The following is a 21646-nucleotide window of genomic DNA, read 5'->3' as shown; positions in this document are numbered from 1 at the left end:
GGCATCGGTTGTTGGGGCATCGGTGTGGATGAGCGGCGCTCAACGAGGGCGTAGCACGAAAGGCTCCAACCTTCTGCATTTTCGCAGGATGCGCACCCTTGGTTCATCGCCTCTCAGCGACGTGCGGCACTGGAAGCGCTATCAGAGCACACGGAGAGAAACGCTAGGCACAGCCGCCAACATAAGGCACGCATCCCAATTGGAAACATGGTGAAGCAATTTCGCTTCGGGTTCGGGTCGCAGTACCCGGCAGCGCGCGGCATGGCACAGCCCACACACGCGGGAATGCTCGCGAGGGCGTTCGCGGCTCGGTGGGGTATCGGCCTCGGGAAGAGTGGCATGAAGCGCCGGAAGCCGGGCGCAGGTACCCGCCTTTGGCAAGCGCGCAGCCGTCGTCTGTGTACCAATCTTGAGGGGTGATAGGCGAAGTGTCTTGGGCTGGGTCCGTCTGCCTTTTAGTGGCAGGCGCGCGCGCCGATACTGCACGCGAACCTGTCTGCTTTCCCTCTGGCGCCGAGGACCCACCGCCCGTCGCTTCCGCCTAGCCTCCCGTCCTATGCCAACTCGGCCTCACGCCTCCCACCAGCGTGCCGATGCGCTGCGTCGGTTCTTCGTCCCCGACGCCCCGCAAGAACAGCCCCTCGAACGCGTTGTCCGCCTAGCGGGGATGCTGTTTGCCGTGGAGCGCGTCGCCCTGGTGACCATCGAGAGCGGGGACCGGCGGCTCGTGGCTAGCCGAGGGCTCGGTGATCTCGCAACGGCGCCGTCCGATCCCGAGATTGCCGCCCTACGCCGCTCGCTCGTTCAGCCGGTGGCCGGGGAAAAGATCCCGCTCTTCACCGAAGACGCCTACCACGACGAGCGCTTCGCTGGCCATGCGCTGCGCGGCCACCCGAGCGTGCGCTTCTACGCGAGCGCTCCGCTCAAGAGCGCCGAGGGCTACACGATCGGCGTGCTGAAGCTCTTCGACGCCGTCCCGCGCGAGCTCAGCGACGATGGGCTCACGCTGCTCACCGACCTCGCGGCCATGGCCGAGAGCGAGCGCAGTGCCCAGCGCAAGGTCACCGCAGCCGAGGTCCGGGCCCAGCGCAACGCGCGCCACGACGCCTTCGCCCGCGCCGTCGGGACGACCGCCGAGCGCTTCCTGCGGGCCGACGATTGGCAGAACGAGGCCGCGCAGGCCCTCCAACATCTGGCTGAGACCGCAGGCGCGCAGGCCGTACAGGTCTACATCAACCACCGCGCCGACGGAAGCCTCGTGGCGGAGCAGTCGTTCGCCTGGAGTGGCGAGGCGTCAGCGGTGCCTGCGCGCCTGGACTACGCCGCCGATGGCCTTCAGCGCTGGGCCGACGTGCTCGAGGCGGGCCGCTGCCTGTGTGCGTCCTACTCGACGCTCGCGGAGCCAGAGCGCGCCTTTCTCGACGCCAAGCAGGCGCGCGGTGTGGCCGTAGCTCCGATCGTGATCGACCAGACGTGGGCGGGCTTCCTTTGCTTCGACTACGCGCGCGAGGCGCTCGCCCTGGACCCTGCCGAGGAGGAGGCCCTCCGCGCAGCAGCCGAGGCCTTCGGCGCCGTGCTCGAACGTGACCGCCGGACCCAGGCCTCCGCGCGCACGACGCTCCTGGACGCCGCCCCGCTGCCGCTCTTCGTTTGCCTCGACGGCGCCGTCGCGTTCGCCAACCCGGCGGCGCACCAGCTCGGCGGGTACGACGCTGCGCTCGTCGGCAAGCCGCTCCGCGACCTCGTCCCCGTGGAGATGCAAGCGGAGGTGACGGCGTTCCTCGACGGCCACACGTCGGCCGCAGACCGCGCTCCGGCTGACGAGGCGCTCCGTGTCCGCGTAGTCGGAGCAGACCGAGAGGTCCGGGTCGTCGATCTCCAGGCGGCTCCGACCACGTTTCAGGGCAAGAACGCGGTGCTCGTGTGCGCCCACGACGTGACCGAACAGGCCGAGGCTATGCGGTCCGCTCAGGCTGCGCAGACGGCTGCTGAGGCGCGCGCCACGCTCGTGAGCGGGCTCATGACAGGCCTCAACCAAGAGGTGCGTACGCCGCTGACGAGCATCCTGGGCTACGCCGAACTGCTGGCCGGTACGCTCCAGAGCGAGGATCTGGAACAACTCGGCGTCATCCGCAAAAGCGGACAGCAACTCTCGCGCACCATCGAGGCTGTCTACGAGCTCGCACGGCTCGGTAGCCAATCGGGCTCTCTGGCTGCCGAACCCTTGCCGCTGCTGCCCCTGCTCGCCGACGCGGAGCGGACCTATGCACCGCTAGCCGAAGAGCAGGGGCTCCGCTTCATCGTGAAGCCACCTCCCGAACACACGATGGTGCTGGCCGATCCACGCGCCCTGACACGGGTGCTCGGGCAACTGCTCGCCAACGCGATCGATTTCACGACCAGCGGCTACGTCGAGTTGCGGGTCCGAGCCTTGGGCACCCGCGTCCAGGTCGAAATCGAGGACACCGGCTGCGGCATGGCGGCAGCGTTCCTGCCGACGGCCCGCACGCCGTTTCGCCGGGCGCGCTCGACCGGCAGCCGCAGCGGCTCGTCTGGAGCAGGGCTTGGGCTCACGCTGGCCGACCTTCTCGTAGAGCGCATGCAGGGCCAACTCGACATCCAGAGCCAGCACGGGCACGGAACGCTCTGCCGCGTCACCCTGCCTGCGCCCGTGACCTCAGACTACCGCCCGACGCAGCGTGTTGCCGCGGCTGATGGGGCCTCCGTGGAGCCGCCCGTTCCGCGGATCACGCTCCCGTCGTTGGCACCGCCCGTCACGTCTCGATGAGGCGCCACAGTGAGCCGCCAACGCGCTGACAGCCGGGCCTGAGCCCGCACAGAAAGCGCCACGCTCGGGTGGTAAGCGAGCGTGGCGCGGAGGCCGGAAACGTCCGGTGAGTGGATGCCGGGAGGCCTGCGTCGCCGCAAAGTCAACGAGGTAACCTCGTTGTGGACGACGCTGGGGAAAAAGTACGAGGCCGCCCGCACATTCGGAAGGTCAATCGGGCGTGCGCCTCCGCGTTGTCGATCGCAAAGAGGGAAGTCCCACGGCCGCTGAGGCCGCCTGTCGAAGCTCCCGGGCGTTCGCATGCACTCGGCAGTGGCGGGGAGGGTGTATTGGCACGCATCTTGACAACAGGGGAATACGGTCCCCCTTCATTCGGCCTTCACCCCCATGACTCCCTCCGTTCATGCAGCTCGCCCTGCCCTTTCGCTCCTGTTTCTGCGCTACGTAGCCGGTCAGATCACCGAGGCCCGCTGGGCCGAGTTCGGCGCGCTGCTCGACGACACCGACGCCACGACCGGGGAGCGCGACGCGCTCGCCCGCTTCGTCCTCGACGCGACCGACGAGCCGCTCCCGACGCCCGCTGAGGTCGCCGACCTCCTCGCAGCCATGCGCATGCAGGCGACAGCGTAGACGCCCAACTCCCCCGACGTCCCGCGAAGGGTCAGCGCAGCTCGACGCGCTGGCCCTTCCATTGTTTGAAGCGTCTCGTGGGTCACCGGGGCAAGGGACAACCAACCTGCACGGCTGGGGAGCGCCACAGCCTCCCCAGCCGTGCGATTTGGCTGGAGGCCTACCGCGTCACCACGAAGGAGCGCGTTCGGGTCTCGTCTCCAGCGCGGAGCCGGTAGACATAGACCCCACTGGCCAGCCGCGAGGCATCAAACGGCGTGGCGTGCGACCCGGCGCTCATGGGGCCGTCGAGCACCGTCGCGACCTCACGGCCGAGCATGTCGTACACGACGAGCTTCACAGGGGCAGCCTCAGGCAGTTCGAAGCCGATCGTCGTGCTGGCCGAGACCGGGTTGGGGTAGGTGGAGTGGAGCGCCAGCGAAGCGACCGTGGCTTCGTCCTCGGCATCCACCGGCGAGCCGCCGTCCACGACGAGCCGGTAGGGCGAGGTGCCGCTCTGCCCCTCGCCGTCGTAGAACGACACGCCAACGTAGTACGTCCCCGGCGCCAGCGCTGGCGCCGAGATCGACTCTGTCGCGTCGACGGAGGCGGAGAGGTCGACGATGGCGAGGCCTCCGTTGTCCTCCTCGAGGAGGACGAGGTCGAGATCCTGTGTGTAGTCGCTCAGGGTGAGCGTGAGTCCCGTGGTGGTCGTGCTGACGCGGAAGAGGTCCTCGAAGTCATCGACGACACCGCCCTGGTAGTTAACTGTGACGTCCCCGTTGTCGCTGGACTCGATGAACCCCGCTACGGTGATGGGTGTGCTGCCGCCGAGCGGTTGCGCCGTCGGGATGGTGTTGTTGGGTTCGGCCTCGGCCACGCTCGTCCCACCGCCGCCGCTGCCACCGTTGCGCCGGATCGTCTCCTGCACGGCGGCGAGCGCGTCGAGCTTGCCGGCCCCGACGCCGTTGTTCGGAACGCTGCCCGTGAAGCCGTCGCTTCGTGCCGTGGCCTGGATGATCTCGCGGGCCTCCGCAGGCGTGAGCGTGGGGTCCACCTCCAGCATGAGCGCGATCGTGCCGGCGACGTGCGGGGATGCCATGCTGGTGCCCTGCAGGCTCTTGTAGCCCCCGCCCTGCAGGATCTCGTGACGCTGCACGCCCACCCCCACGTTCAGCGCCGACGACATCGACGAGAAGATCAACTCCCCAGGCGCGGCGATGTCGGGCGTGACGCGACCGTCGCGGGTGGGCCCCAGGCTGCTGAAGTAGGAGCGCTGCCCGATGGCCGGGATCACGGGCGGGCTGTTCGGGTCCCGGTCGGGGCTGGGGTTGAGCCAGTCCCGGGCGACGCCGTCGATATCTACCCAGCGGTTCCGGGTGACGTAGGAGCCTACCGCGATCACGTCGCGCGCCGTCGACGGCGACCCCATCGTCATCATGGTGTTGCCCGGCATCTCGTTGATGCTGGGGAAGCCGACGACGCCGCCGAAGAACTCGGAACCGCTCAGCGCCCACATGTCCATCCGGCCGCCCGACGGGCCGACGCTGAGGATGGTCCAGATCGTCTGGCTGACATCGATGCCGTTCTGGGGGTCGCCGAAGATGCCGAAGATCACGTTGCCATCGCCGTTGCGCGGGTCCTGCGTGGTCTGGGCATCGATCACGACGGACCCGAGGGTGACGCCGTCGACGACGAAGGGGAGCGGCTGGCCGTTGCCTCCGTCGAGCACCTGCCCGGCGTTGACGCCGACCTCGCCGAGGTAGACGAGTTCGCCGAACGCGTCGAGCGTATAAGCCCCGATGTAGAACTCGGTGAGCGTCCCGGAATCGTACCACATGCTCGCGAGGGCAATGCTCGGGTCGTTGGCGAAGAGGAGCGTCTCGTTGAGCACGTTGGCCTGCGTCTGGTCGCCGGCGTGGATCAGCTGGAATCCTGAGTTGCCAGCCGCCGCGACGATCACGCGGCCCTCGCCGGTGAGGCCGCTGAGCGACTGCTCGTAGAGCGAGGTGCCATCGAGCGGGCCGAAGTTGCCGCCGAGGCTCAGGTTGACGACGGCGGGCTGGCTCCCGGCGGCGCGGAACATGTAGTCCACGCCTGCGATCACGTCGGCGTCGGAGAAGCCGCCGGTGCTGGTGGGGCTGCGGATGCCCTTGACGAAGACGAGGTCAGACTCGGGCGCGATGCCCGTCTGGTTTGCTGAGAAGCCGCCATTGCCAGCGGCGGTGCCCATCACGTGCGTGCCGTGGCCCTGGCCGCCATCGCCGTCCTGCTGCGTGACACCGCTGGGGTTGGCGTCGATCTGCGCCTTGGTCCATTCAACCTGCCCGCCGCCCTGCGTGAACTCCAGGAGCGAGCGCAGGCGCGTGCCGCCCGCGTCGAAGAAGTCGGGGTGGGTGACGTCGATGCCGGAGTCCAGGACGCCCACGACGACGCCACGCCCGCGGTAGGCTTGGGGAAGTCCGCCCCCGCCCTGGTGCACGATGTCGGCGCGGATGTCGGCGCGTCCAGCATCGTTGAGGGTGCTGCGGAGACGAGCGGCCTCTACGAAGCGGACGCCGTCGCGGCGCGCAAGCGGCACGAGTGCGCCGGACGGGGCACGGACTACGGCCACATTGCCCACCACCGTGCGGACCTCGACGCCTGGCACCGCGCCGAGCGCGGCAGGCGCGCGTGCCTCCACGAGGAGGTCGAGGAGCACCTGGCCGTCTGCCTGGACGGTCGCCGCGAGGTTCTGGGTGAAGGCCTCAGGCTGCCAGGCTGCTGGGTAGCGCCCCGTGGTGCGGCGAGCCTCCTCCGCTGCTGCGAGCGGCCGAAGCGCAGGGTCGAGGACGGCGGCCCACGGGGCCTCGGCGAGGTCGGTCGCCGAGGACGATAGCGTGAGCGCGCCCTTCTCGACGGGCGCGACGCCGCGCAGGGTTTCCTGAAGCGGCGACTGGGCCGAGACGGTGCTGAGCGCGAGGCTGAACGCGAGAACGAGGCTCAGCCCGAAGGCGAGGCGGGCGTATGCCCGTGCAAGCGGAGGTAGCAACATGGATCTGAGGGCTAAAGAGTGAGGTCGAGTCTGGCACACGTAGCTCAGGACCCGTACGCGGGGCGGCTGAGGCTTCCTTCCATCCGCTGCACCCACGGGAACGCGGCAGCACGGCGGAGCGCGTCTGGTTGGCCTGCCACGGTCAGGATGGTCCCGCTGACCATGCGGATAGTTAGACCGGCGTCGGCGATCTGCGAGCGTGCGTCGTCGGCAGTGATGCCCTCCACCAACACAAACGCGTCGAGGGTGGTGTCCGGGGCTGCCGCAGCGATCTGCTGCCGGAGCGCGGCGTCCATCTTGTCCATGGGGTTAGGGGAGGCCGTAGTGGATTCGGTAGCGGCCTGGCAGCCGCCCAGAGTAACCGCGCCAGCCATGACACAGACGGCGATCGTGAACGTGGCGAGGCGTGCCAGAAGCGTAGGACGACGCATAGGGAAAGAGCGACAGCGAATCGTTGGAAGGCCGTGGCGTGACCGGCGCTGTGCGTGGAAACCGACGCCGCACGCCGTCTCCAGCAATTACGAGAACGCGGGGCGTATCCCATCACGCCTCGCCAGAAAAAAGCGACGAAGCCTAAAAAAACCAAAGCCCAACCTGGGAGGATAGCCCTGCGCTTGCGGCAGCCAAAGGTGAACGCCTGGCCTCTATGCCGCAGGCACTACCGTCGGGTCCTCCTCTGTAGCGCGGTCATGTGCAGCGATGCCCGTGCCAGATAGCTGACGTGCCTGACAGCCGCCGCGTCCGGTCGCAGTCGCGTCCGGTCGCAGTCGCGCTAGAAGTCGAGGTGCTGCCGGAAGAAGGCGTAGGCTTCGTTGATGCGCTTCGTTTCGTCCTCGGCGAGGTCTTGGAGCTTGCACCCGAGGTTGACGACGAGGTCCGGGTGATACTCGCGTACGCGCTGCTTGTAGGCCGCCTTGATGCTCGTCTCGGTGACCTCGCCGTCGAGTTGGAGCGTGGCGCGGTGGAGCGCGAACGTCTCCAGGTGGCGGATCTCCGGGGGCAGCGCAGCCTCCTCCTCGGCTTCGCGCTCCTGAAACATCGTGCGGTAGGCCTCGGCCTCGCGCTGGCGGGCGCGGATCTCGCGGGCCAGCCGCTCCTTGGCGCGGTACTTCTCCCACATCTGCTGCCGCTTGTTGGTGAAGCGCGGCTTCTCGCCGTTCGCCACGCCCAGCACGCCGAGGTCGCCGCGGAGGAGCGCGCGCAAGCCGAGCAGCCCGAACCCGACGGCCAGGATGACCACGAACTGAAGAAGGATCTGCGAGAGCGGCATCGACACCATAGCGGGGTGGAAAGACGAAACGGGCCGGGCAGGTTCCGGCGAGACGTGCGCTAGGTCGTTCGACCGCGAAGCGCAGGGTGGCCCTCGTTCATCTGCAAGAGGTCCCAGAGGTTGCCATAGAGGTCTTCGAAGACGGCCACCAGTCCATAGGGTTGCTCTTTCGGCTCCCGCACGAAACGGACGCCGTCGGCCACCATCTGGCGGTAGTCACGCCAGAAGTCGTCGGTGTTCAGGAAGAACGTGACCCGGCCGCCGGTCTGGTTGCCGATGCAGGCCTCCTGCTCCGTGTTCGAGGGGCGCGCGAGGAGAATGTTGGTGCCGGCGGAGCCGGGCGGCGCTACCACGACCCAACGCTTGCTCTGCTCCGGAATGGGTACGTCCTCCACGAGGTCGAAGTGCAGCGTGTCGCAGAAGAAGGCGAGCGCCTCGTCGTAGTCGCGGACGACGAGGGCAACATGGACGAGGGACTGCTTCACGGGGCGTGGAGGCTAGGGGGTACCGAGCGCTCCGGCTAGCGGCGCACGACCTCCTGGACGTTGTCGTCGAGGCGAAGTTGCTGCGCGTCGGGGCCGCCGGGGACGAAGTGGCGGCGGCAGCGCGGCTCGTAGGCCTCCTTCTCGCCGAGCAGCACGCGGCTGCCCTCGGGCACGAGGCGCTGCGAGTGGTTGGCGGGCGCGCCGCAGACGGCGCAGATGGCATGCAGCTTCGTGACGTGCTCGGCCACGGCGAGGAGCTGCGGGATCGGCTCGAAGGGGCGGCCGAGGTAGTCCTGGTCGAGCCCGGCAATGAGGACGCGGCGGCCTTTGCGCGCCAGGTGCTCGGCGACGGCCACGAGGTCGGGCCCGAAGAACTGCGCCTCGTCGATGCCGACCACGTCGGCGTCCTCGGCGTGGCGAAGGATATCCTCGGCCTTCTCGACGCGGACCGACGGGATCTGCCGCGCGTCGTGCGAGACGACGTGGTCCTCCGCGTAGCGCGTGTCCACGGCAGGCTTGAACACCTCGACGCGCTGCCGTGCGATGCGGGCGCGGCGCAGCCGCCGGATCAACTCCTCGGTCTTGCCCGAGAACATCGACCCGCAGATGACCTCGATCCAGCCGACGCGCTCGCCGTCGGCGAAGGGATGATAGACGTGCGGTTCCATGCGGGAAGATAGAGTGTGGCGGTGCGGCCGTGTTGCAGCGGAGCAGTGCGGCCGTGTTACGGTGCGGCGGTGTTTCAGCAGAGGTGCAGGGAGCTTCGTTGATCGCTCGGACATTGAACGAGCCTCGCATCCCCTCGCTCCATCGCTGCTGGCCGCTCATGTCTGTTTTCGCCGATGCCTCCGACCCCATCCCGCTCCAGCCGGGCGATGCGCTCGTCGTCGTGGACGTGCAGCGCGACTTCTGCCCCGGCGGCGCGCTCGCCGTCCCGGAGGGCGACGCCGTCGTGCCGGTGCTGAACCGCTGGGTCGAGCAGGCCGAGGCGCGCGGCGTGCCCGTCTTCTTCACCCGCGACTGGCACCCAGCCGACCACACCTCGTTCGTCGGGCAGGGCGGGCCGTGGCCGCCGCACTGCGTCCAAGGCACCGAGGGCGCCGCGTTTCACCCCGACCTTCACGTCCCGGACGACGCGCCCATCGTCAGCAAAGCCACGACGGCCGCCGCTGAGGCGTATTCGGGCTTCGACACAACCGACCTCGCCGCGCAACTCCGAGCCGCCGATGCTCGCCGTGTGTGGGTAGGCGGCCTCGCGACCGACTACTGCGTTCGTGCCACCGCCCTCGACGCGCTCGCGGAAGGCTTCGCTGTCCACCTCGTCCCCGACGGCATGCGCGGCATCACGCCTGACACCAGCGCCACCGCGCTCGCCGAGATGGCTGACGCTGGCGCTGTGCTGCCCGACGGGGACGACCCCGCGGCCCTCGACGCGCGCGCAACGGGGCTGTGATTCCTCTACGCCGCCACGTTCGCATCAAGTCAGGTCCTCCTCCCCCCGCTTGCACGCCTGCAACGGCGCGCAAGCTGTCCCCCTCGTCCCCGAGAGGGACAGTCCGAGGAGCGGAGCGTGCAACGCGGAGACGACGCAGGACGGGGGAGCCGAATTGGCTAGAAGCGTCCTTCATCTGCAGACACATTCAACGACCGCCCCTTCTTCATGACGCCCTGGATTGACGACGCGCGGGCCGCGCTCGTGACCGACCTCTACCAACTCACGATGGTGCAGGCCTACTGGCACGAGGGCCTCACCGCGCCTGCCACGTTCGACCTCTTCATCCGCCGCCTGCCGCCGACGCGGACCTATTTCCTCGCCTGCGGCCTCGACAGCGTCCTGCGCTACCTCGAAACGGTCTGCTTCACCGACGAAGCGCTCGCCTACCTCGCCACGCTACCGCAATTCCAGGACGACTTCCTCGCGTGGCTGGCCGACTTCCGCTTCACGGGCTCCGTCCGCGCCGTGGCCGAGGGGACGCCTGTCTTCCCGAACGCGCCGCTCCTCGAAGTCACCGCGCCGCTGCCGGAGGCGCAACTCGTCGAGTCGTTTCTCATCAACCAGATCAGCGTCCAGACGATGATCGCCACGAAGGCGGCCCGTGTGGTGCGCGCGGCGCAGGGGCGCACCGTCGCCGACTTTGGGATGCGGCGCATGGACGGCACCGACGCGACAATGAAGGGCGCGCGGGCGATGTACATCGCGGGCGTCGAGGCGACGAGCAACGTGGAAGCAGGGCGCGTCTACGGCATCCCGGTCACGGGCACGATGGCGCACAGCTACATCGAGGCGCACGAGGACCAAGGCGCGGCCTTCCGCGCGTTCGCGGGCCTCTATCCCGGCACGACGGTGCTCGTGGACACCTACGACACGCTGCGCGGTGTCCGCCGGGTAATCGACCTCGTCCAGACCGAGAGCCTCCAGATTGGCGCGCTCCGCCTCGACTCGGGCGACCTCAGCGCACTCGCCAAGGGTGCCCGCGGCCTGCTCGACGACGCGGGGCTGACCGACGTGAGGCTCCTCGCCTCCAGTAGCCTCGACGAGTACAAGATCATGGACCTCCTCGCCGATGGCGCGCCGCTCGACGGCTTCGGCGTCGGCACGCGGATGGGGCAGTCGCAGGACGCCCCGACGCTGGATACCGTCTACAAGCTCGCGGAGTACGACGGCCGCGGGCGCATGAAGCTCGCCACGAACAAGGGCACGTTCCCAGGTCGCAAGCAGGTCGTCCGACGCACCGACGGCGATGGCACGCTCGCAGGCGACACCGTCATCCGCGACGGCGAAGCCCTCGAAAGCGGGAACCTGGACGGCACGCTGCTGCTGCGCGAGGTCATGCGCGACGGCGAGCACACCGAAGCGGGCCGCGAGTCGCTCGCCACGATCCGCGAGCGTGCGCAGACGCTCCTCGGCCGGCTCCCCGCGCGGCTGCACCGGATTGGCGACGAGGCCAGCGGCGAGCCGTACCCCGTCGCCGTGAGCGCGGCCCTGCAAGCCGAGGCCGACCGCGTCCGCGCCGAGATCGAGGCACGGGCCACCTAGCCACCCAACTCCCCCCGTTCCGCTCCCCATAAAGGGTCGCGAAACTGTCCCCCTCGGCCCGAGGGGGACAGCCCGAGGCGCGGAGCGCGTCAGCGCGGAGGCAACGCAGGGCGGGGGGAGCCGACCAGGCGTGATGCGTCGGCCAACCTCGTGGATGGCGTCACAGGTCGCCCAACTGCGGACGGAGGACGAGCTCTTCGACGACCGTGCGATCCGATAGCCGCCAGGCGTCCACGACGGCGTGGGCGATGTCCTCGGGCGGCATCAGACGGTCGGGCGGGAGGTCGGTGCCGTCCCAGCTTGGCGTGAGCGTCGCGCCGGGGAGTAGCGTGGTCACGCGGAGGCCGAACGGCTTCGTCTCCTCGCGGACGACGCGGGCGAGGCCGAGCAGCCCGTGCTTCGCTGCGCAGTAGGCCGCGCCACCGGGGTAGGCCTGTAGCGACGCCACCGACGCCATAAAGAAGAGATGCCCGCGTCTGCGCTCCACCATCGATGGGAGAAAGGCGTGCGTGACGAGGAAGGCGCTCGTGAGGTTGACCTCGACCTGCTGGCGGAACGCCGCCGCGTCCGTGTCGAGCAGCGCGCCCGGCTGGAACTGCCCGGCGTTGTTGACGAGCACATCCGCAGTGCCGAAACGCGCGCGCACGGCCTTCGCTACGGCGGCGACGGCGACCCCGTCGGTCACGTCGCACACGAACGCTTCGGCGGTGGCCCCGCGTGCCCGGCACCGCGCCGCAACGGCTTCGAGCTTGGCACGCGAGCGCGCGAGCAACCCGATCTGCGCCCCATGCTCCGCCGCAAATGCCTCCGCGATGGCGGCGCCGATGCCTTGGCTCGCCCCTGTGACAACGACGATCATGCGTGCCCCTCGCCGTAGTATTCGACGCTGTTGTTTTCCGTCTCCCGCAGCCGGATCGCGTGGAGGTGGCCCGACGGGAGCGCGTCTTTGAGCTGGTCCCAGATCGCCACCGCGAGGTTTTCCGTCGAGGGCAGGATGCCATTGAGGAAGGGCACGTCCGTGTTCAGGTTCGAGTGGTCGAGGAGGCCCACGACGCGCTCGTTCATGATGCGCTTCAGCACCGCGAGGTCGATCACGAAGCCCGTCGCCGGGTCCGGCTCGCCCGCGACGACGACTTCCAGCGTGAAGTTGTGGCCGTGGCCCGTCGCGTTGTTACACTTGCCGAAGGTCTCCGCATTCCAGGCGTCGGAGTGCGCGGGGTTGTGGAGGCGGTGCGAGGCGCTGAAGACGGCGCGGCGGGTGACGTAGACGGTGGGCACGGTAGGAGAGGAGTGTTGCGGTGCGGCGGTGTTGCGGTGCGGCGGGTGTTCGTAGCATCGCAGTAGTACAGCGCTGAGAACCCCATTCTGAAGCGCCCCGTTCCGAATCGTGGCTGAACCGGCTGGCCGAACCGGGGTAGTTTCTCCGGAGCGCCGCACGGGCTCGTTCGGCGCGCTACTTGCTTGCCGCTCCTCGTTCCACCTGCCGTACCACGGCCTCCGCATGACGCTCTTCGAGAAACTCATCGCCCGCGAGATCCCCGCCGACTTCGTCCACGAGGACGACTGGTGCGTGGCCTTTCGCGACATCGCCCCCGTCGCGCCGACGCACATCCTCGTGGTGCCCCGCAAGCCGATCCCCTCCATCGCCGACCTCGACACGGACGACGCGGCCCTCGTTGGGCACCTGTTCGTGGTCGCCAAGCAGATCGCTGAACAGCAGGGCCTCGGCACCGGCTACCGGCTCGTCATCAACGTCGGCGACGAGGGCGGGCAGACCGTCCCCCATCTCCACCTCCATGTCCTGGGCGGGCGGTCCTTCACGTGGCCACCGGGATGAGTGAGGCCGTTTCTCCGTGGCGCCGTGTTGACATGTGTCTACGGAGGGAGTCCCCCTTTAACATCACGGCCGCACCGCAACACAGCCCCACCGCATAACTCGCCCCGCATGCTTTCCGTCACCGACGTCTCCGTGGTCCTCGACGAGCGCCCCATCCTAAAGAGCGTGTCGTTCCATGTGGGCGCGGGCGAGATCGCGGGCTACGTCGGGCCCAACGGCGCGGGCAAGACGACCACGATGCGGCTGCTCACGGGCGTGCTCAAGCCTGACGCGGGGCGCGTGACCGTGGGTGGCATCGACGTGGCAGCGGAGCCGCTCGCGGCGAAGCGGCGCTTCGGCTACGTCCCCGAGCACGGCCACCTCTACGAGAGCTTCACGCCCGCCGAGTACCTCACCTTCGTCGGACGCATGCACGGGCTCGACGAGGCGGTCCTCGCCCGCCGCGCCGAGGCGCTGCTGCGCTTCTGGAAGCTCGACAGCGCCGCCCAACAGCGCATGAATGGCTTTTCGAAAGGCATGAAGCAGAAGGTGCTCATCTCGTCGGCGTTGCTCCACGACCCGGCGGTGCTCCTCCTCGACGAGCCGCTTACCGGCCTCGACGCGCACGCGGTGCTGCAATTCCGCGCGCTCCTGAAGGCGCGGGCTGCGGCCGGCGTGACGGTGTTCTACTCGTCGCACCTCCTCGACGCTGTCGAGCGCGTGGTGGATCAGGTGATCGTGATCCGCGCGGGCGAGATCGTGCGGACCGCCTCGCCGCAGGACCTGATGACGGAGACGGCGTCAGGCTCGCTGGAGGGCGCGTTCAGCCAACTCACCGCCGCCGAGGACGCCGACGCGCAGGCTGAGGTGTTGGAGGCCGAAGCGTTCGCGTAATGGAAGCCCAGGCACGCTGAGCGCAGGGTCCGCGCAGGCGCGATCTTCCCGCTCCTGTTTCCCTCGCCCCGCCTGCCATGTCCACCGTCGTCCAGAGCTTCACCGTCGCCGGGCCGTTCGCCGAGAACTGCTACGTCTGCCACAGCCGGGGCGAGGCCGTCCTCCTCGATCCTGGCTGCGCCGACGCGCGCGAGCGCAACCTCGTGCTGAACTACATCGCCGAGCACAATCTCGCGGTGCGGCACCTGCTGCTCACGCACGCCCACCTCGACCACATCGTCAGCTGCGCGTTCTTCGCCGACCACTTCGGCCTCGGCTGGCAGATGCACCCCGACGACGCGCCGCTGCTGCGCCACGCCGAGCAGCAGGCCGCGCTGTTCCAGTTCCCCATCGATCCGCCGCCCGACCCGACGGGCTGGCTCCGCGAGGGCGACACCGTCACCTTCGGCGACGCGACGTGGCAGGTGCTCCTCGCCCCGGGCCACTCGCCCGGCTCAATCTGTTTCTACGACGAGGCGAGCGGCTTCGTGATCGCGGGCGACGTGCTCTTCAGCGGCTCCATTGGGCGGACAGATCTCTGGCAGGGCGATCTCCCGACGCTGCTCCGCTCCATCGAGACGAAGCTGATGCCGCTCCCTGACGAGACGGTCGTCTACTGCGGCCACGGTCCTGCGACCACCATCGGGCGCGAGCGACGTGCGAACCCGTTCCTCGTCGGCTAGCGCGTCGACCCGCTGCCAACGACTGCCGTCGCTTTGATCTCTACGAGCAGGTTCGGCTCAGCGAGGGCAGCGACCTCGACGGCGGTCCACGCTGGGAAGGGCTCGGTGATGAACGCGGACTTGACGGCCATGAACGCGCCAAAATCGTCCATCGAGACGTGGTAGGTCGTCAGTTCCACCACGTCGTCGAGCGAGGCTCCGGCTTCGGCCAGGACGAAGGCGAGGTTCTCGAACGCAACCCGCGCTTGGTCGTCGGCGCTCTCCGGGACGCCGTCGGCACCGAAACCGACTTGTCCCGACACCCACACCATGTCGCCAACGCGTACGGCCTGCGAGAACTGCAACGCCGTCGACACCTCCTGCATGGGCGCCGGCGTGACATGGGTGACTGCGGGCGGAGCCGTCGACGTACAGCCCACAAGAACGAGGCACAGGATGGAGCTGAGGACAACGCGCATGGTCGGAGAAAGCTGAGCGAAGGTAGAGCCGAGTGTAGACGTGTGGCTTGCTTACACGGAACTTGTCAAGCTAAAGGTGCGGCCTCCACAAAGACTGGGGTGTTTGGGTCAGCGTCACGCCACCCCTGCGCCGATTCGCTCACGTGCACACCGTCGATGTCGTTACAGAAGTCCCAGGCTGAGGGCATGCTCCCGTTTGGCGCGACCCTCACCGAGCGCGGCATCAGCTTCCGCGTGTGGGCGCCGCACGCCGATGCCGTCTCCGTCGTCGGGAGCTTCAACGGCTGGGACGACCAGGCGCATCGGCTCGACCGGTACGACGATGGCACGTGGTCGGGCACCGTGCGCGGCGCGAAGGTGGGCGACGGCTACCTCTTCGCGCTCCGCAATGAGGCGGTCAGCGACGACGTGTTTCGCCGCCCCGACCCCTACGCGCGGCAGATGGTCAACTCGGCGAGCCACAGCGTCGTCTACGACCCCGCTGCGTTCGACTGGGAGGGCGACTCAGCCCACTGCCCGCCGTGGAACGACCTCGTGATCTACGAACTTCACGTTGGCACCTTCGCCGGATTCAAGGACGGGCGGCCCGGCGACCTCCACGCCGCTGCCCGGCGCCTCGGCTACCTCCGCGACCTCGGCGTCAACGCCGTCGAGGTGATGCCGCTTGCCGAGTTCGGGGGCGATGTGTCGTGGGGCTACAACCCTGCCGCGCCGTTCGCCGTCGAGAGCAGCTACGGCGGCCCGGACGCGTTCAAGGCGTTCGTCAAGGAGGCCCACCGCCACGGCATCGCGGTGATTCTCGATGTGGTCTACAACCACTTCGGCCCGTCCGACCTCGGCCTCTGGCAGTTCGACGGCTGGAGCGAGCACGGCCAGGGCGGCATCTACTTCTACAACGACCATCGCCGAAAAACGCCCTGGGGCGACACGCGGCCCGACTATGGGCGCCCCGAGGTGCAGCAGTTCCTTCTCGACAACGCAGCGATGTGGCTGGAGGAGTACCACGTCGACGGCCTGCGCGTGGACATGACGCCGTACGTCTACACCGTCGACGGCGGCGGCGACCGCATCGAGGCGGGGTGGCAATTCTTGCAGCGCCTCACCACGCTCGTGCGCGAGCGCTTCCCCGGCCGCATCGCGATCGCCGAGGACCTGCACACCAACCATGCGATCACCCAACCCGTGGAGCAGGGCGGGGCAGGTTTTGGGTCACAGTGGGACGCGCAGTTCGTGCACCCCATCCGCGGCGCGCTCATCACACCCGACGACGGCGCGCGTGACCTCGGACGTGTGGCGGCGGCGCTGCAGCACCGCTACGGCTCCGACGCCTTCGCGCGGGTCGTCTACACGGAGTCGCACGACGAGGTGGCCAACGGCAAGGCGCGCATCGCTGAGGAGATCTTCCCCGGCCGCGCCGACAGCTGGGCCTCGAAGAAGCGCGCCACGCTCGGGGCGGCGCTCGCCCTCACCGCGCCCGGCATCCCGATGCTCTTCCAGGGGCAAGCGCTCCTCGACGACGGCTACTTCCAAGACACCGTCCCACTCGACTGGAAGAAAGCCAAGCGCCACGACGGCCTCGTGCAACTCCACCGCGACCTCATCGCGCTCCGCCGCGATTTCGATGGCACCGCGACCGGCCTCAAGAGCCAGCACCTCGATCTGATCCACGTCGACCACCACGCGAAGCTGCTCGCCTACCAGCGCCGCGACGCGGGCGGCCCGAACGACAGCGTGTTCGTGGTCGTCAACCTCAGCCACCGCGCGCACTACGTCTACCCCCTCCGCCTCCCACACGACGCGCACTGGCACCTGCGCTTCAACAGCGACGGGCGCGGCTACGACCGCGCCTTCGGTGGGCACCCAGCCTACGACCTGCACGGCCACCGCGCCCGTGTGAGCATCGGCCCCTACACGGTGCTCGTCTACACCTGCGGTACGGCTCCGCGCCGCGATGCCCCGCGCCGTCGCGTCCTGGGTGTGCTCTGGCACCTACTCAAGCGCGGTGTCCAGCGGCTGCTGGCTGGAGCGCCGAGGTGAGTGTTCAGGCCGCCGCCACTGCGAGTCCGGCGACGACGAAGCAGAAGAGCCACTGCCCGAGCACGAGGTAGCGTCGCTTCACGCCGCGCCCGGAGACCACCAGCGTGACGAGCCACGTCACGCCGACCAGGACAAAGTAGCCCGCGAGCAGCAGCAGCGCCGTCGGCTCATGTGGGACGAGGTCCGTGAACGCCACGACGAAGAAGAGCACCGTGGCCGCGAGCAGGTCGACCGACACCCAGTGCCAGCCCGCGAGCGCCTGGAGCCACTTCGTGCGCGGCGGCCCCGAGGAGACGGTCGGCGCGAAGTAGCGAAACTCGTTGGCGCCGACGAAGGCATGCGCTCCGAAGGCGAGCAGCGTGAGGCCCCCAGCGAGGGCGGCGAGGAGATTCATAAGGAGGCACGGGCGGGTAGTGACAGAGCAGCGACGAGGGGTGTCCCGGACTACGAAGCGGCCCGAAAAGGTTGCCGTCACACTGCTAGTGCCTGGGAGTCGGCCGCGTATTCGCACGGCGTTCGCGCGGCGCGTGCCACCGACGCGGCAGAGGGCTCGTACTCTGTAGCACTGCTCTCGCTCGTTCACGCCTTCCACAGCCATGTCGTCCCTCACGTCGAAGCAGCGCGCGCACCTGCGCGGCCTTGCGCACCCGCTCCGCCCGATTCTGCACGTTGGGAAGGAGGGCGTCTCGGCAGCCACCATCCACGCCTGCGCCGACGCCTTCCGCACGCGCGAACTGCTCAAGCTGCGCGTCCTCGACGCCGCGCCGGACACGGCACGCGGCACGGCCCACGCCATCGCCGAGCAGATGGAGGCCGTGCACGTCGTCCAGGTCGTTGGCCACACGGCTGTACTCTACCGCGCCGACCCGGACCACCCGACGATCCGCCTTCCGAAGTAGCCCCCTCGTCATGTCGCGCTCCGGCCACGCCTCGTTTCTCGGCGTCACGCCCGCCCTCCGGCACTTCCACAACCACCGGCTCGACCCGGCCTACGGTGGGCAGTACTGGTGCCGCCTTCCCAACGGCGTCTGCGTTCCGATGGACACCTACGAGGAGCGCCTTGCCGCGTACTACGCCGAGTGCGAACGCACGGGCGAGTCCGGGCGGCCCGACACGCGCGAGTATCCGGCATCGCCGACCGGCAAAGGGCACTGGCGATAGCGTGCTCACGACGGCGCGCGGACGACACGTCAGCCCGTCAGCAGCACCTTGCCACGTCGCCCTGGGTGGGCTTGGTGGGCGAGCGCCGCGTCGACCTCGGCGAGATCGTAGGTGCCAGCCACAGGAAGCGTCAGCACGCCCCGGGCGATGAGGTCGGCGAGGTGAACGAGCACGGCGCGGCTGACGGCTGGCGGGGCCGTCTCGAACCAGCGCGTGCGCCAGACGCCCTGCACGGTGAGCCCCCGAAAGATCACGCGTCCGATGTCGAGCGGGAGCGGCTGGCCGCTCAGGACGCCGTAGGACAGCAGCACGCCGCCCTCGCCCAGCGCCGACGCCACGAGTGCCCCCGTTGCTCCGCCCACCGCGTCGATGCCGAGGCGAACCGCCGCCCCGCCCGTGACGGCACGGATCTGCCCACGTACGGCTCGCGCGTCGAAGCCGTCCGGGACGACGAGGACCGCGTCCGCGCCCAGGGCTTCGAGCAACGCCACGTCGGAGTCGCGGCGGACGAGGCTGACGCTACGCGCTCCGGCAAGTCGCGCGAGCTGAACGACCAGTCGTCCCACCGTCGTCGCGCCCGCTGACTGCACGAGCCACGCGCCCTCAGGCAAGGCACCGTGCTGCTGCCGCCCGATGTGTTCGACCAGCAGCCACGCCGTCAACGGGTTGACGAAGAGCTGCGCGGCCGCCTCGTCGGGGATACCGTCGGGGACAGCGAGCAGGTCGCTGGGATGCGCGACGAGGTGCGTCTGCCACGTTGGCCCGGCACCGAGCGGCACGACGCGCTGGCCGAGGGCTTCCTGCGGCACCCCGGCACCGAGTCGGTCTACGGTGCCGAGCCCCTCGTGGCCCGCCACGGCAGGGAGGTGGGGCGCGGTGCCGTAGCGGCCCCGCACTGCGAGGAGGTCGGCGGGGTTGATGGGGCGATGCGTGAGCCGGACGCGCACCGCGCCGGGGCCAGGCTCCGGATCAGGAAGCGTGTCGAGGTGCAGCACGTCGGCGGGACGGCCGGTCGTGTGGAAGCGGAGCGCGCGCATGGGCGAGAGGTCCAGTTTTTCAGGGATTCAGTCCTCCAAGGAGACCGTGTATGTAAGCAAGCTCGTGCTGCGTGCCTCCGCTTGACAACGTCGTCATGTCTAGGTTCGATATCCTCCACCACACCCACACACGTCCACCCTCGCCCTATGCCCATCCGTCGCGCCACGGCTGCTGACGCCGATACGCTGCACGGCCTCGTCTGTGCGCTCGCCGACTACGAGAAGCTGCGCCACGAGGTCGTCGCCGCCATGGACGATCTGCGCGCGAAGCTCGCCCCGGATGCCTCGCCGCCGCTCTATGCCCTGCTCGCCGAGGACGAGGAGGGACAGGCTGTCGGCTTTGCGATCTATTTCGCCATCTACTCGACCTTCCGCGGCAACTGGGGGCTCTACCTCGAAGACCTCTACGTCCGTCCCGAGGCGCGCGGACACGGCTACGGCTTCGCTCTGCTCCAGACTGTTGCGCAGGACGCCGTCGTCCGTGGCGCGCACCGTCTGGAGTGGCAGGTGCTCGGCTGGAACCGGCTCGCGCTCGACTTCTACGACCGCCTCGGCGCGAAGCGGATGACCGACTGGACCACGATGCGCCTCACCGGCGAGGCCCTCACAACGTTGGCCCAGGACTGACGCATGCGTACGATTGTCCTCATTCCTGCCTTCAACGAGGCGCGCTCCATCGGCAAGGTGATCGGCGACCTGCCCGCCGACCGCGTGGACGAGGTGGTGGTCATCAACAACGCCTCGACCGACGAGACGGAGGCGAATGCGAAGGCTGCGGGCGCGACCGTCGTGCGCGAGGACCGGCGCGGCTACGGCTCGGCTTGCCTGCGCGGTCTCGCCTATGTCGCGGCGCTGCCCGACGCGCAGAAGCCCGACGTAATCGTCTTCCTCGACGGCGACTACTCCGACCATCCTGACGAACTCCCGCAGTTGCTCGCGCCCATCGAGCGAGACGAGGCCGACCTCGTGATCGGCTCGCGGATGGCCGGGCGGAAGCGCGACATGGTGGAGCCCGGCGCGATGCTACCGCAGGCCGTATTCGGCAACCGGCTCGCGTGCGGGCTGATGCGTGTGATCTGGGGCGGGCGCTTCACCGACCTCGGCCCGTTCCGCGCCATCCGCCGCGAGGCCCTCGATGCGCTCGGGATGGAGGACACGACCTACGGCTGGACCGTCGAGATGCAGATCAAGGCGCTGCGGCAGGGCCTGCGCTGCACCGAGGTGCCCGTCAGCTACCGCCGTCGCATCGGCATCTCGAAGATCACCGGCACCGTGCGCGGCACCGTCGGCGCGTCGTACAAGATCCTCGCCACCATCGGCAAATACGCCGTCCGCTGAGTTCCGACGAGCTAGAGTTCCGACAACCGCAGCGCCGACGATGCAGCGATCTGGCTTGACGCTGGACGTTCGCTTCAGCACCTTTTTGACCCTCGACCCTCGACCCTCGACCCTCGACCCGAACTCATGCGCACCGCCTACGTCACCGGCGCGGCCTCCGGCATCGGCCGGGCGACCGCCCTCCGCCTCGCCACCGACGGCTTCGCGGTGTTCGTGACCGACCTCGACGAGACAGGGGGTGCTGAGACCGTCGCGCGGATTGAAGCCACCGGCGGCACCGCGACGTTCGTGGCTAGCGATGTGACGGACGCCGACGCCTGCCGAGCGCTCGTCGCGCAGATCCTCGCCGCGCACAGGCGTCTCGATGTGGCCGTCCACAACGCGGGGATTGAGGGCCCGGTGCTCCCGTTCGCCGCCATCGCCCCCGCCGACTTCCAGCGGGTGTTCGAGGTCAACGTGCTGGGCGTGGTGCACGGCATGCAGGCTACGCTCGGGCCGATGGTGGAGGCTGGGCGCGGAAGCATCGTCAACGTGGCGAGCGCGGCGGGGCTCAGCGGTTTTCCGTTCCATGCGCCCTACAGCGCGAGCAAGCATGCAGTCGTCGGCCTAACGCGGACGGCCGCGCTGGAGGTGGCCCGAACAGGCGTGCGCGTCAACGCCGTTTGTCCCGGCTTCACCGACACGCCGATGGTGGACGACGGGCTCCAGAAGATGGGGCAGACGCTCGACCAACTCACCAAGCGGATCCCCGCGCGCCGCCTCGGTCACCCCGACGAGATCGCTGCGGCCATTGCCTACCTCGCCTCGGACGCGGCGGCCTACGTCACCGGCCACGCGCTCGCCCTGGACGGCGGCCTCACGGCCGGATGACCCGCGCGTGGATGGATGGGAAGGGGGAAAGAGCCCCCCTGCAAGAAACGCGTGCATAAACCTGGACCCCGCTGGGCGTTTCGGCATTCT

At 69.0% G+C, this 21646-nt stretch carries 23 protein-coding genes; 13 read left to right on the top strand and 10 right to left on the bottom strand.

Annotated elements, in window-relative coordinates:
• The first annotated feature begins 556 nt into the window (after nt 1-556).
• Nucleotides 557-2788, top strand: a complete 2232-nt coding sequence (locus tag AAFU51_15815; protein ID MEO1572724.1) for an ATP-binding protein — start codon at nt 557-559, stop codon at nt 2786-2788.
• 387 nt (nt 2789-3175) lie between these two features.
• Nucleotides 3176-3418 (top strand): hypothetical protein, encoded by a 243-nt coding sequence (locus tag AAFU51_15810; GenBank protein ID MEO1572723.1) that lies wholly within the window; start codon nt 3176-3178, stop codon nt 3416-3418.
• 160 nt (nt 3419-3578) lie between these two features.
• On the opposite strand, the gene AAFU51_15805 is transcribed toward AAFU51_15810, so the two are convergent.
• From AAFU51_15805 to AAFU51_15785, 5 genes are all read right to left on the bottom strand, one after another.
• On the bottom strand, nt 3579-6431 hold the full coding sequence (locus tag AAFU51_15805; GenBank protein MEO1572722.1) for a S8 family peptidase: 2853 nt from the start codon (nt 6429-6431) through the stop codon (nt 3579-3581).
• 44 nt (nt 6432-6475) lie between these two features.
• Entirely contained in the window at nt 6476-6862 is a 387-nt protein-coding gene (locus AAFU51_15800) for a hypothetical protein (GenBank protein MEO1572721.1), read from the bottom strand.
• Between the two features lie 341 nt (nt 6863-7203).
• Nucleotides 7204-7701 carry a DnaJ domain-containing protein gene (locus tag AAFU51_15795; GenBank protein ID MEO1572720.1) on the bottom strand — a complete coding sequence of 166 codons (498 nt, stop codon included), beginning with the start codon at nt 7699-7701 and terminating at the stop codon, nt 7204-7206.
• A gap of 59 nt (nt 7702-7760) precedes the next feature.
• A complete protein-coding gene (locus tag AAFU51_15790) occupies nt 7761-8186 on the bottom strand; it encodes a VOC family protein (GenBank protein MEO1572719.1) in 426 nt (141 codons plus the stop codon).
• Nucleotides 8187-8221: 35 nt separating this feature from the next.
• Entirely contained in the window at nt 8222-8854 is a 633-nt protein-coding gene (locus AAFU51_15785; GenBank protein MEO1572718.1) for a thymidine kinase, read from the bottom strand.
• A gap of 158 nt (nt 8855-9012) precedes the next feature.
• Here AAFU51_15785 and AAFU51_15780 point away from each other — a divergent pair, with 158 nt between their 5' ends.
• Entirely contained in the window at nt 9013-9639 is a 627-nt protein-coding gene (locus tag AAFU51_15780) for a nicotinamidase (GenBank protein ID MEO1572717.1), read from the top strand.
• A gap of 207 nt (nt 9640-9846) precedes the next feature.
• A complete protein-coding gene (locus tag AAFU51_15775) occupies nt 9847-11223 on the top strand; it encodes a nicotinate phosphoribosyltransferase (protein ID MEO1572716.1) in 1377 nt (458 codons plus the stop codon).
• 160 nt (nt 11224-11383) lie between these two features.
• On the opposite strand, the gene AAFU51_15770 is transcribed toward AAFU51_15775, so the two are convergent.
• A complete protein-coding gene (locus AAFU51_15770; GenBank protein MEO1572715.1) occupies nt 11384-12082 on the bottom strand; it encodes an SDR family oxidoreductase in 699 nt (232 codons plus the stop codon).
• Nucleotides 12079-12501: a 6-carboxytetrahydropterin synthase gene (locus tag AAFU51_15765; GenBank protein ID MEO1572714.1), complete on the bottom strand. Its 423-nt coding sequence runs from the start codon at nt 12499-12501 to the stop codon at nt 12079-12081. Before AAFU51_15765 ends, AAFU51_15770 begins: the two co-directional genes overlap by 4 nt.
• Nucleotides 12502-12724: 223 nt before the next feature.
• On the opposite strand from AAFU51_15765, the gene AAFU51_15760 reads away from it, so the two are divergent.
• The 3 genes from AAFU51_15760 to AAFU51_15750 all read left to right on the top strand — a co-directional run bounded on the left by AAFU51_15760 (nt 12725) and on the right by AAFU51_15750 (nt 14655).
• Nucleotides 12725-13060, top strand: coding sequence for a histidine triad nucleotide-binding protein (locus AAFU51_15760; protein ID MEO1572713.1), 336 nt, complete (start codon nt 12725-12727; stop codon nt 13058-13060).
• A 108-nt stretch (nt 13061-13168) separates the two neighbouring features.
• Nucleotides 13169-13933, top strand: coding sequence for an ABC transporter ATP-binding protein (locus tag AAFU51_15755; GenBank protein ID MEO1572712.1), 765 nt, complete (start codon nt 13169-13171; stop codon nt 13931-13933).
• A 77-nt stretch (nt 13934-14010) separates the two neighbouring features.
• The gene (locus tag AAFU51_15750) at nt 14011-14655 is read left to right on the top strand and encodes an MBL fold metallo-hydrolase (GenBank protein MEO1572711.1); all 645 of its coding nucleotides are present in this window, start codon (nt 14011-14013) and stop codon (nt 14653-14655) included.
• Here the strand turns inward: AAFU51_15750 and AAFU51_15745 are convergent.
• Nucleotides 14652-15113 (bottom strand): RidA family protein, encoded by a 462-nt coding sequence (locus AAFU51_15745; GenBank protein MEO1572710.1) that lies wholly within the window; start codon nt 15111-15113, stop codon nt 14652-14654. The genes AAFU51_15750 and AAFU51_15745 overlap by 4 nt on opposite strands.
• Nucleotides 15114-15269: 156 nt before the next feature.
• Between AAFU51_15745 and AAFU51_15740 the strand changes: the two genes are divergently transcribed.
• Nucleotides 15270-17150, top strand: coding sequence for an alpha-amylase family glycosyl hydrolase (locus tag AAFU51_15740; protein MEO1572709.1), 1881 nt, complete (start codon nt 15270-15272; stop codon nt 17148-17150).
• Nucleotides 17151-17154: 4 nt separating this feature from the next.
• Here AAFU51_15740 and AAFU51_15735 read toward each other — a convergent pair whose 3' ends face one another.
• Nucleotides 17155-17544 carry a hypothetical protein gene (locus tag AAFU51_15735; protein ID MEO1572708.1) on the bottom strand — a complete coding sequence of 130 codons (390 nt, stop codon included), beginning with the start codon at nt 17542-17544 and terminating at the stop codon, nt 17155-17157.
• A 202-nt stretch (nt 17545-17746) separates the two neighbouring features.
• On the opposite strand from AAFU51_15735, the gene AAFU51_15730 reads away from it, so the two are divergent.
• Complete coding sequence (locus AAFU51_15730; protein MEO1572707.1) at nt 17747-18049, top strand: YhbY family RNA-binding protein; 303 nt, start codon at nt 17747-17749, stop codon at nt 18047-18049.
• Nucleotides 18050-18059: 10 nt separating this feature from the next.
• Nucleotides 18060-18311, top strand: a complete 252-nt coding sequence (locus tag AAFU51_15725; protein MEO1572706.1) for a hypothetical protein — start codon at nt 18060-18062, stop codon at nt 18309-18311.
• Nucleotides 18312-18340: 29 nt separating this feature from the next.
• On the opposite strand, the gene AAFU51_15720 is transcribed toward AAFU51_15725, so the two are convergent.
• On the bottom strand, nt 18341-19348 hold the full coding sequence (locus tag AAFU51_15720) for a zinc-dependent alcohol dehydrogenase family protein (GenBank protein ID MEO1572705.1): 1008 nt from the start codon (nt 19346-19348) through the stop codon (nt 18341-18343).
• 147 nt (nt 19349-19495) lie between these two features.
• Between AAFU51_15720 and AAFU51_15715 the strand changes: the two genes are divergently transcribed.
• From AAFU51_15715 to AAFU51_15705, 3 genes are all read left to right on the top strand, one after another.
• Complete coding sequence (locus AAFU51_15715; GenBank protein MEO1572704.1) at nt 19496-19975, top strand: GNAT family N-acetyltransferase; 480 nt, start codon at nt 19496-19498, stop codon at nt 19973-19975.
• A 3-nt stretch (nt 19976-19978) separates the two neighbouring features.
• The gene (locus AAFU51_15710) at nt 19979-20686 is read left to right on the top strand and encodes a glycosyltransferase family 2 protein (protein ID MEO1572703.1); all 708 of its coding nucleotides are present in this window, start codon (nt 19979-19981) and stop codon (nt 20684-20686) included.
• A gap of 126 nt (nt 20687-20812) precedes the next feature.
• Nucleotides 20813-21556 (top strand): SDR family NAD(P)-dependent oxidoreductase, encoded by a 744-nt coding sequence (locus AAFU51_15705; protein MEO1572702.1) that lies wholly within the window; start codon nt 20813-20815, stop codon nt 21554-21556.
• Nucleotides 21557-21646: the final 90 nt, after the last annotated feature.

The organism is Bacteroidota bacterium, from assembly GCA_039821555.1.
Taxonomy (GTDB): Bacteria; Bacteroidota; Rhodothermia; order Rhodothermales; family Rubricoccaceae; genus JBCBEX01.
The sequence above is the reverse complement of the archived record's forward strand: the minus strand, read 5'-3'. Positions and strand labels throughout refer to the sequence as shown.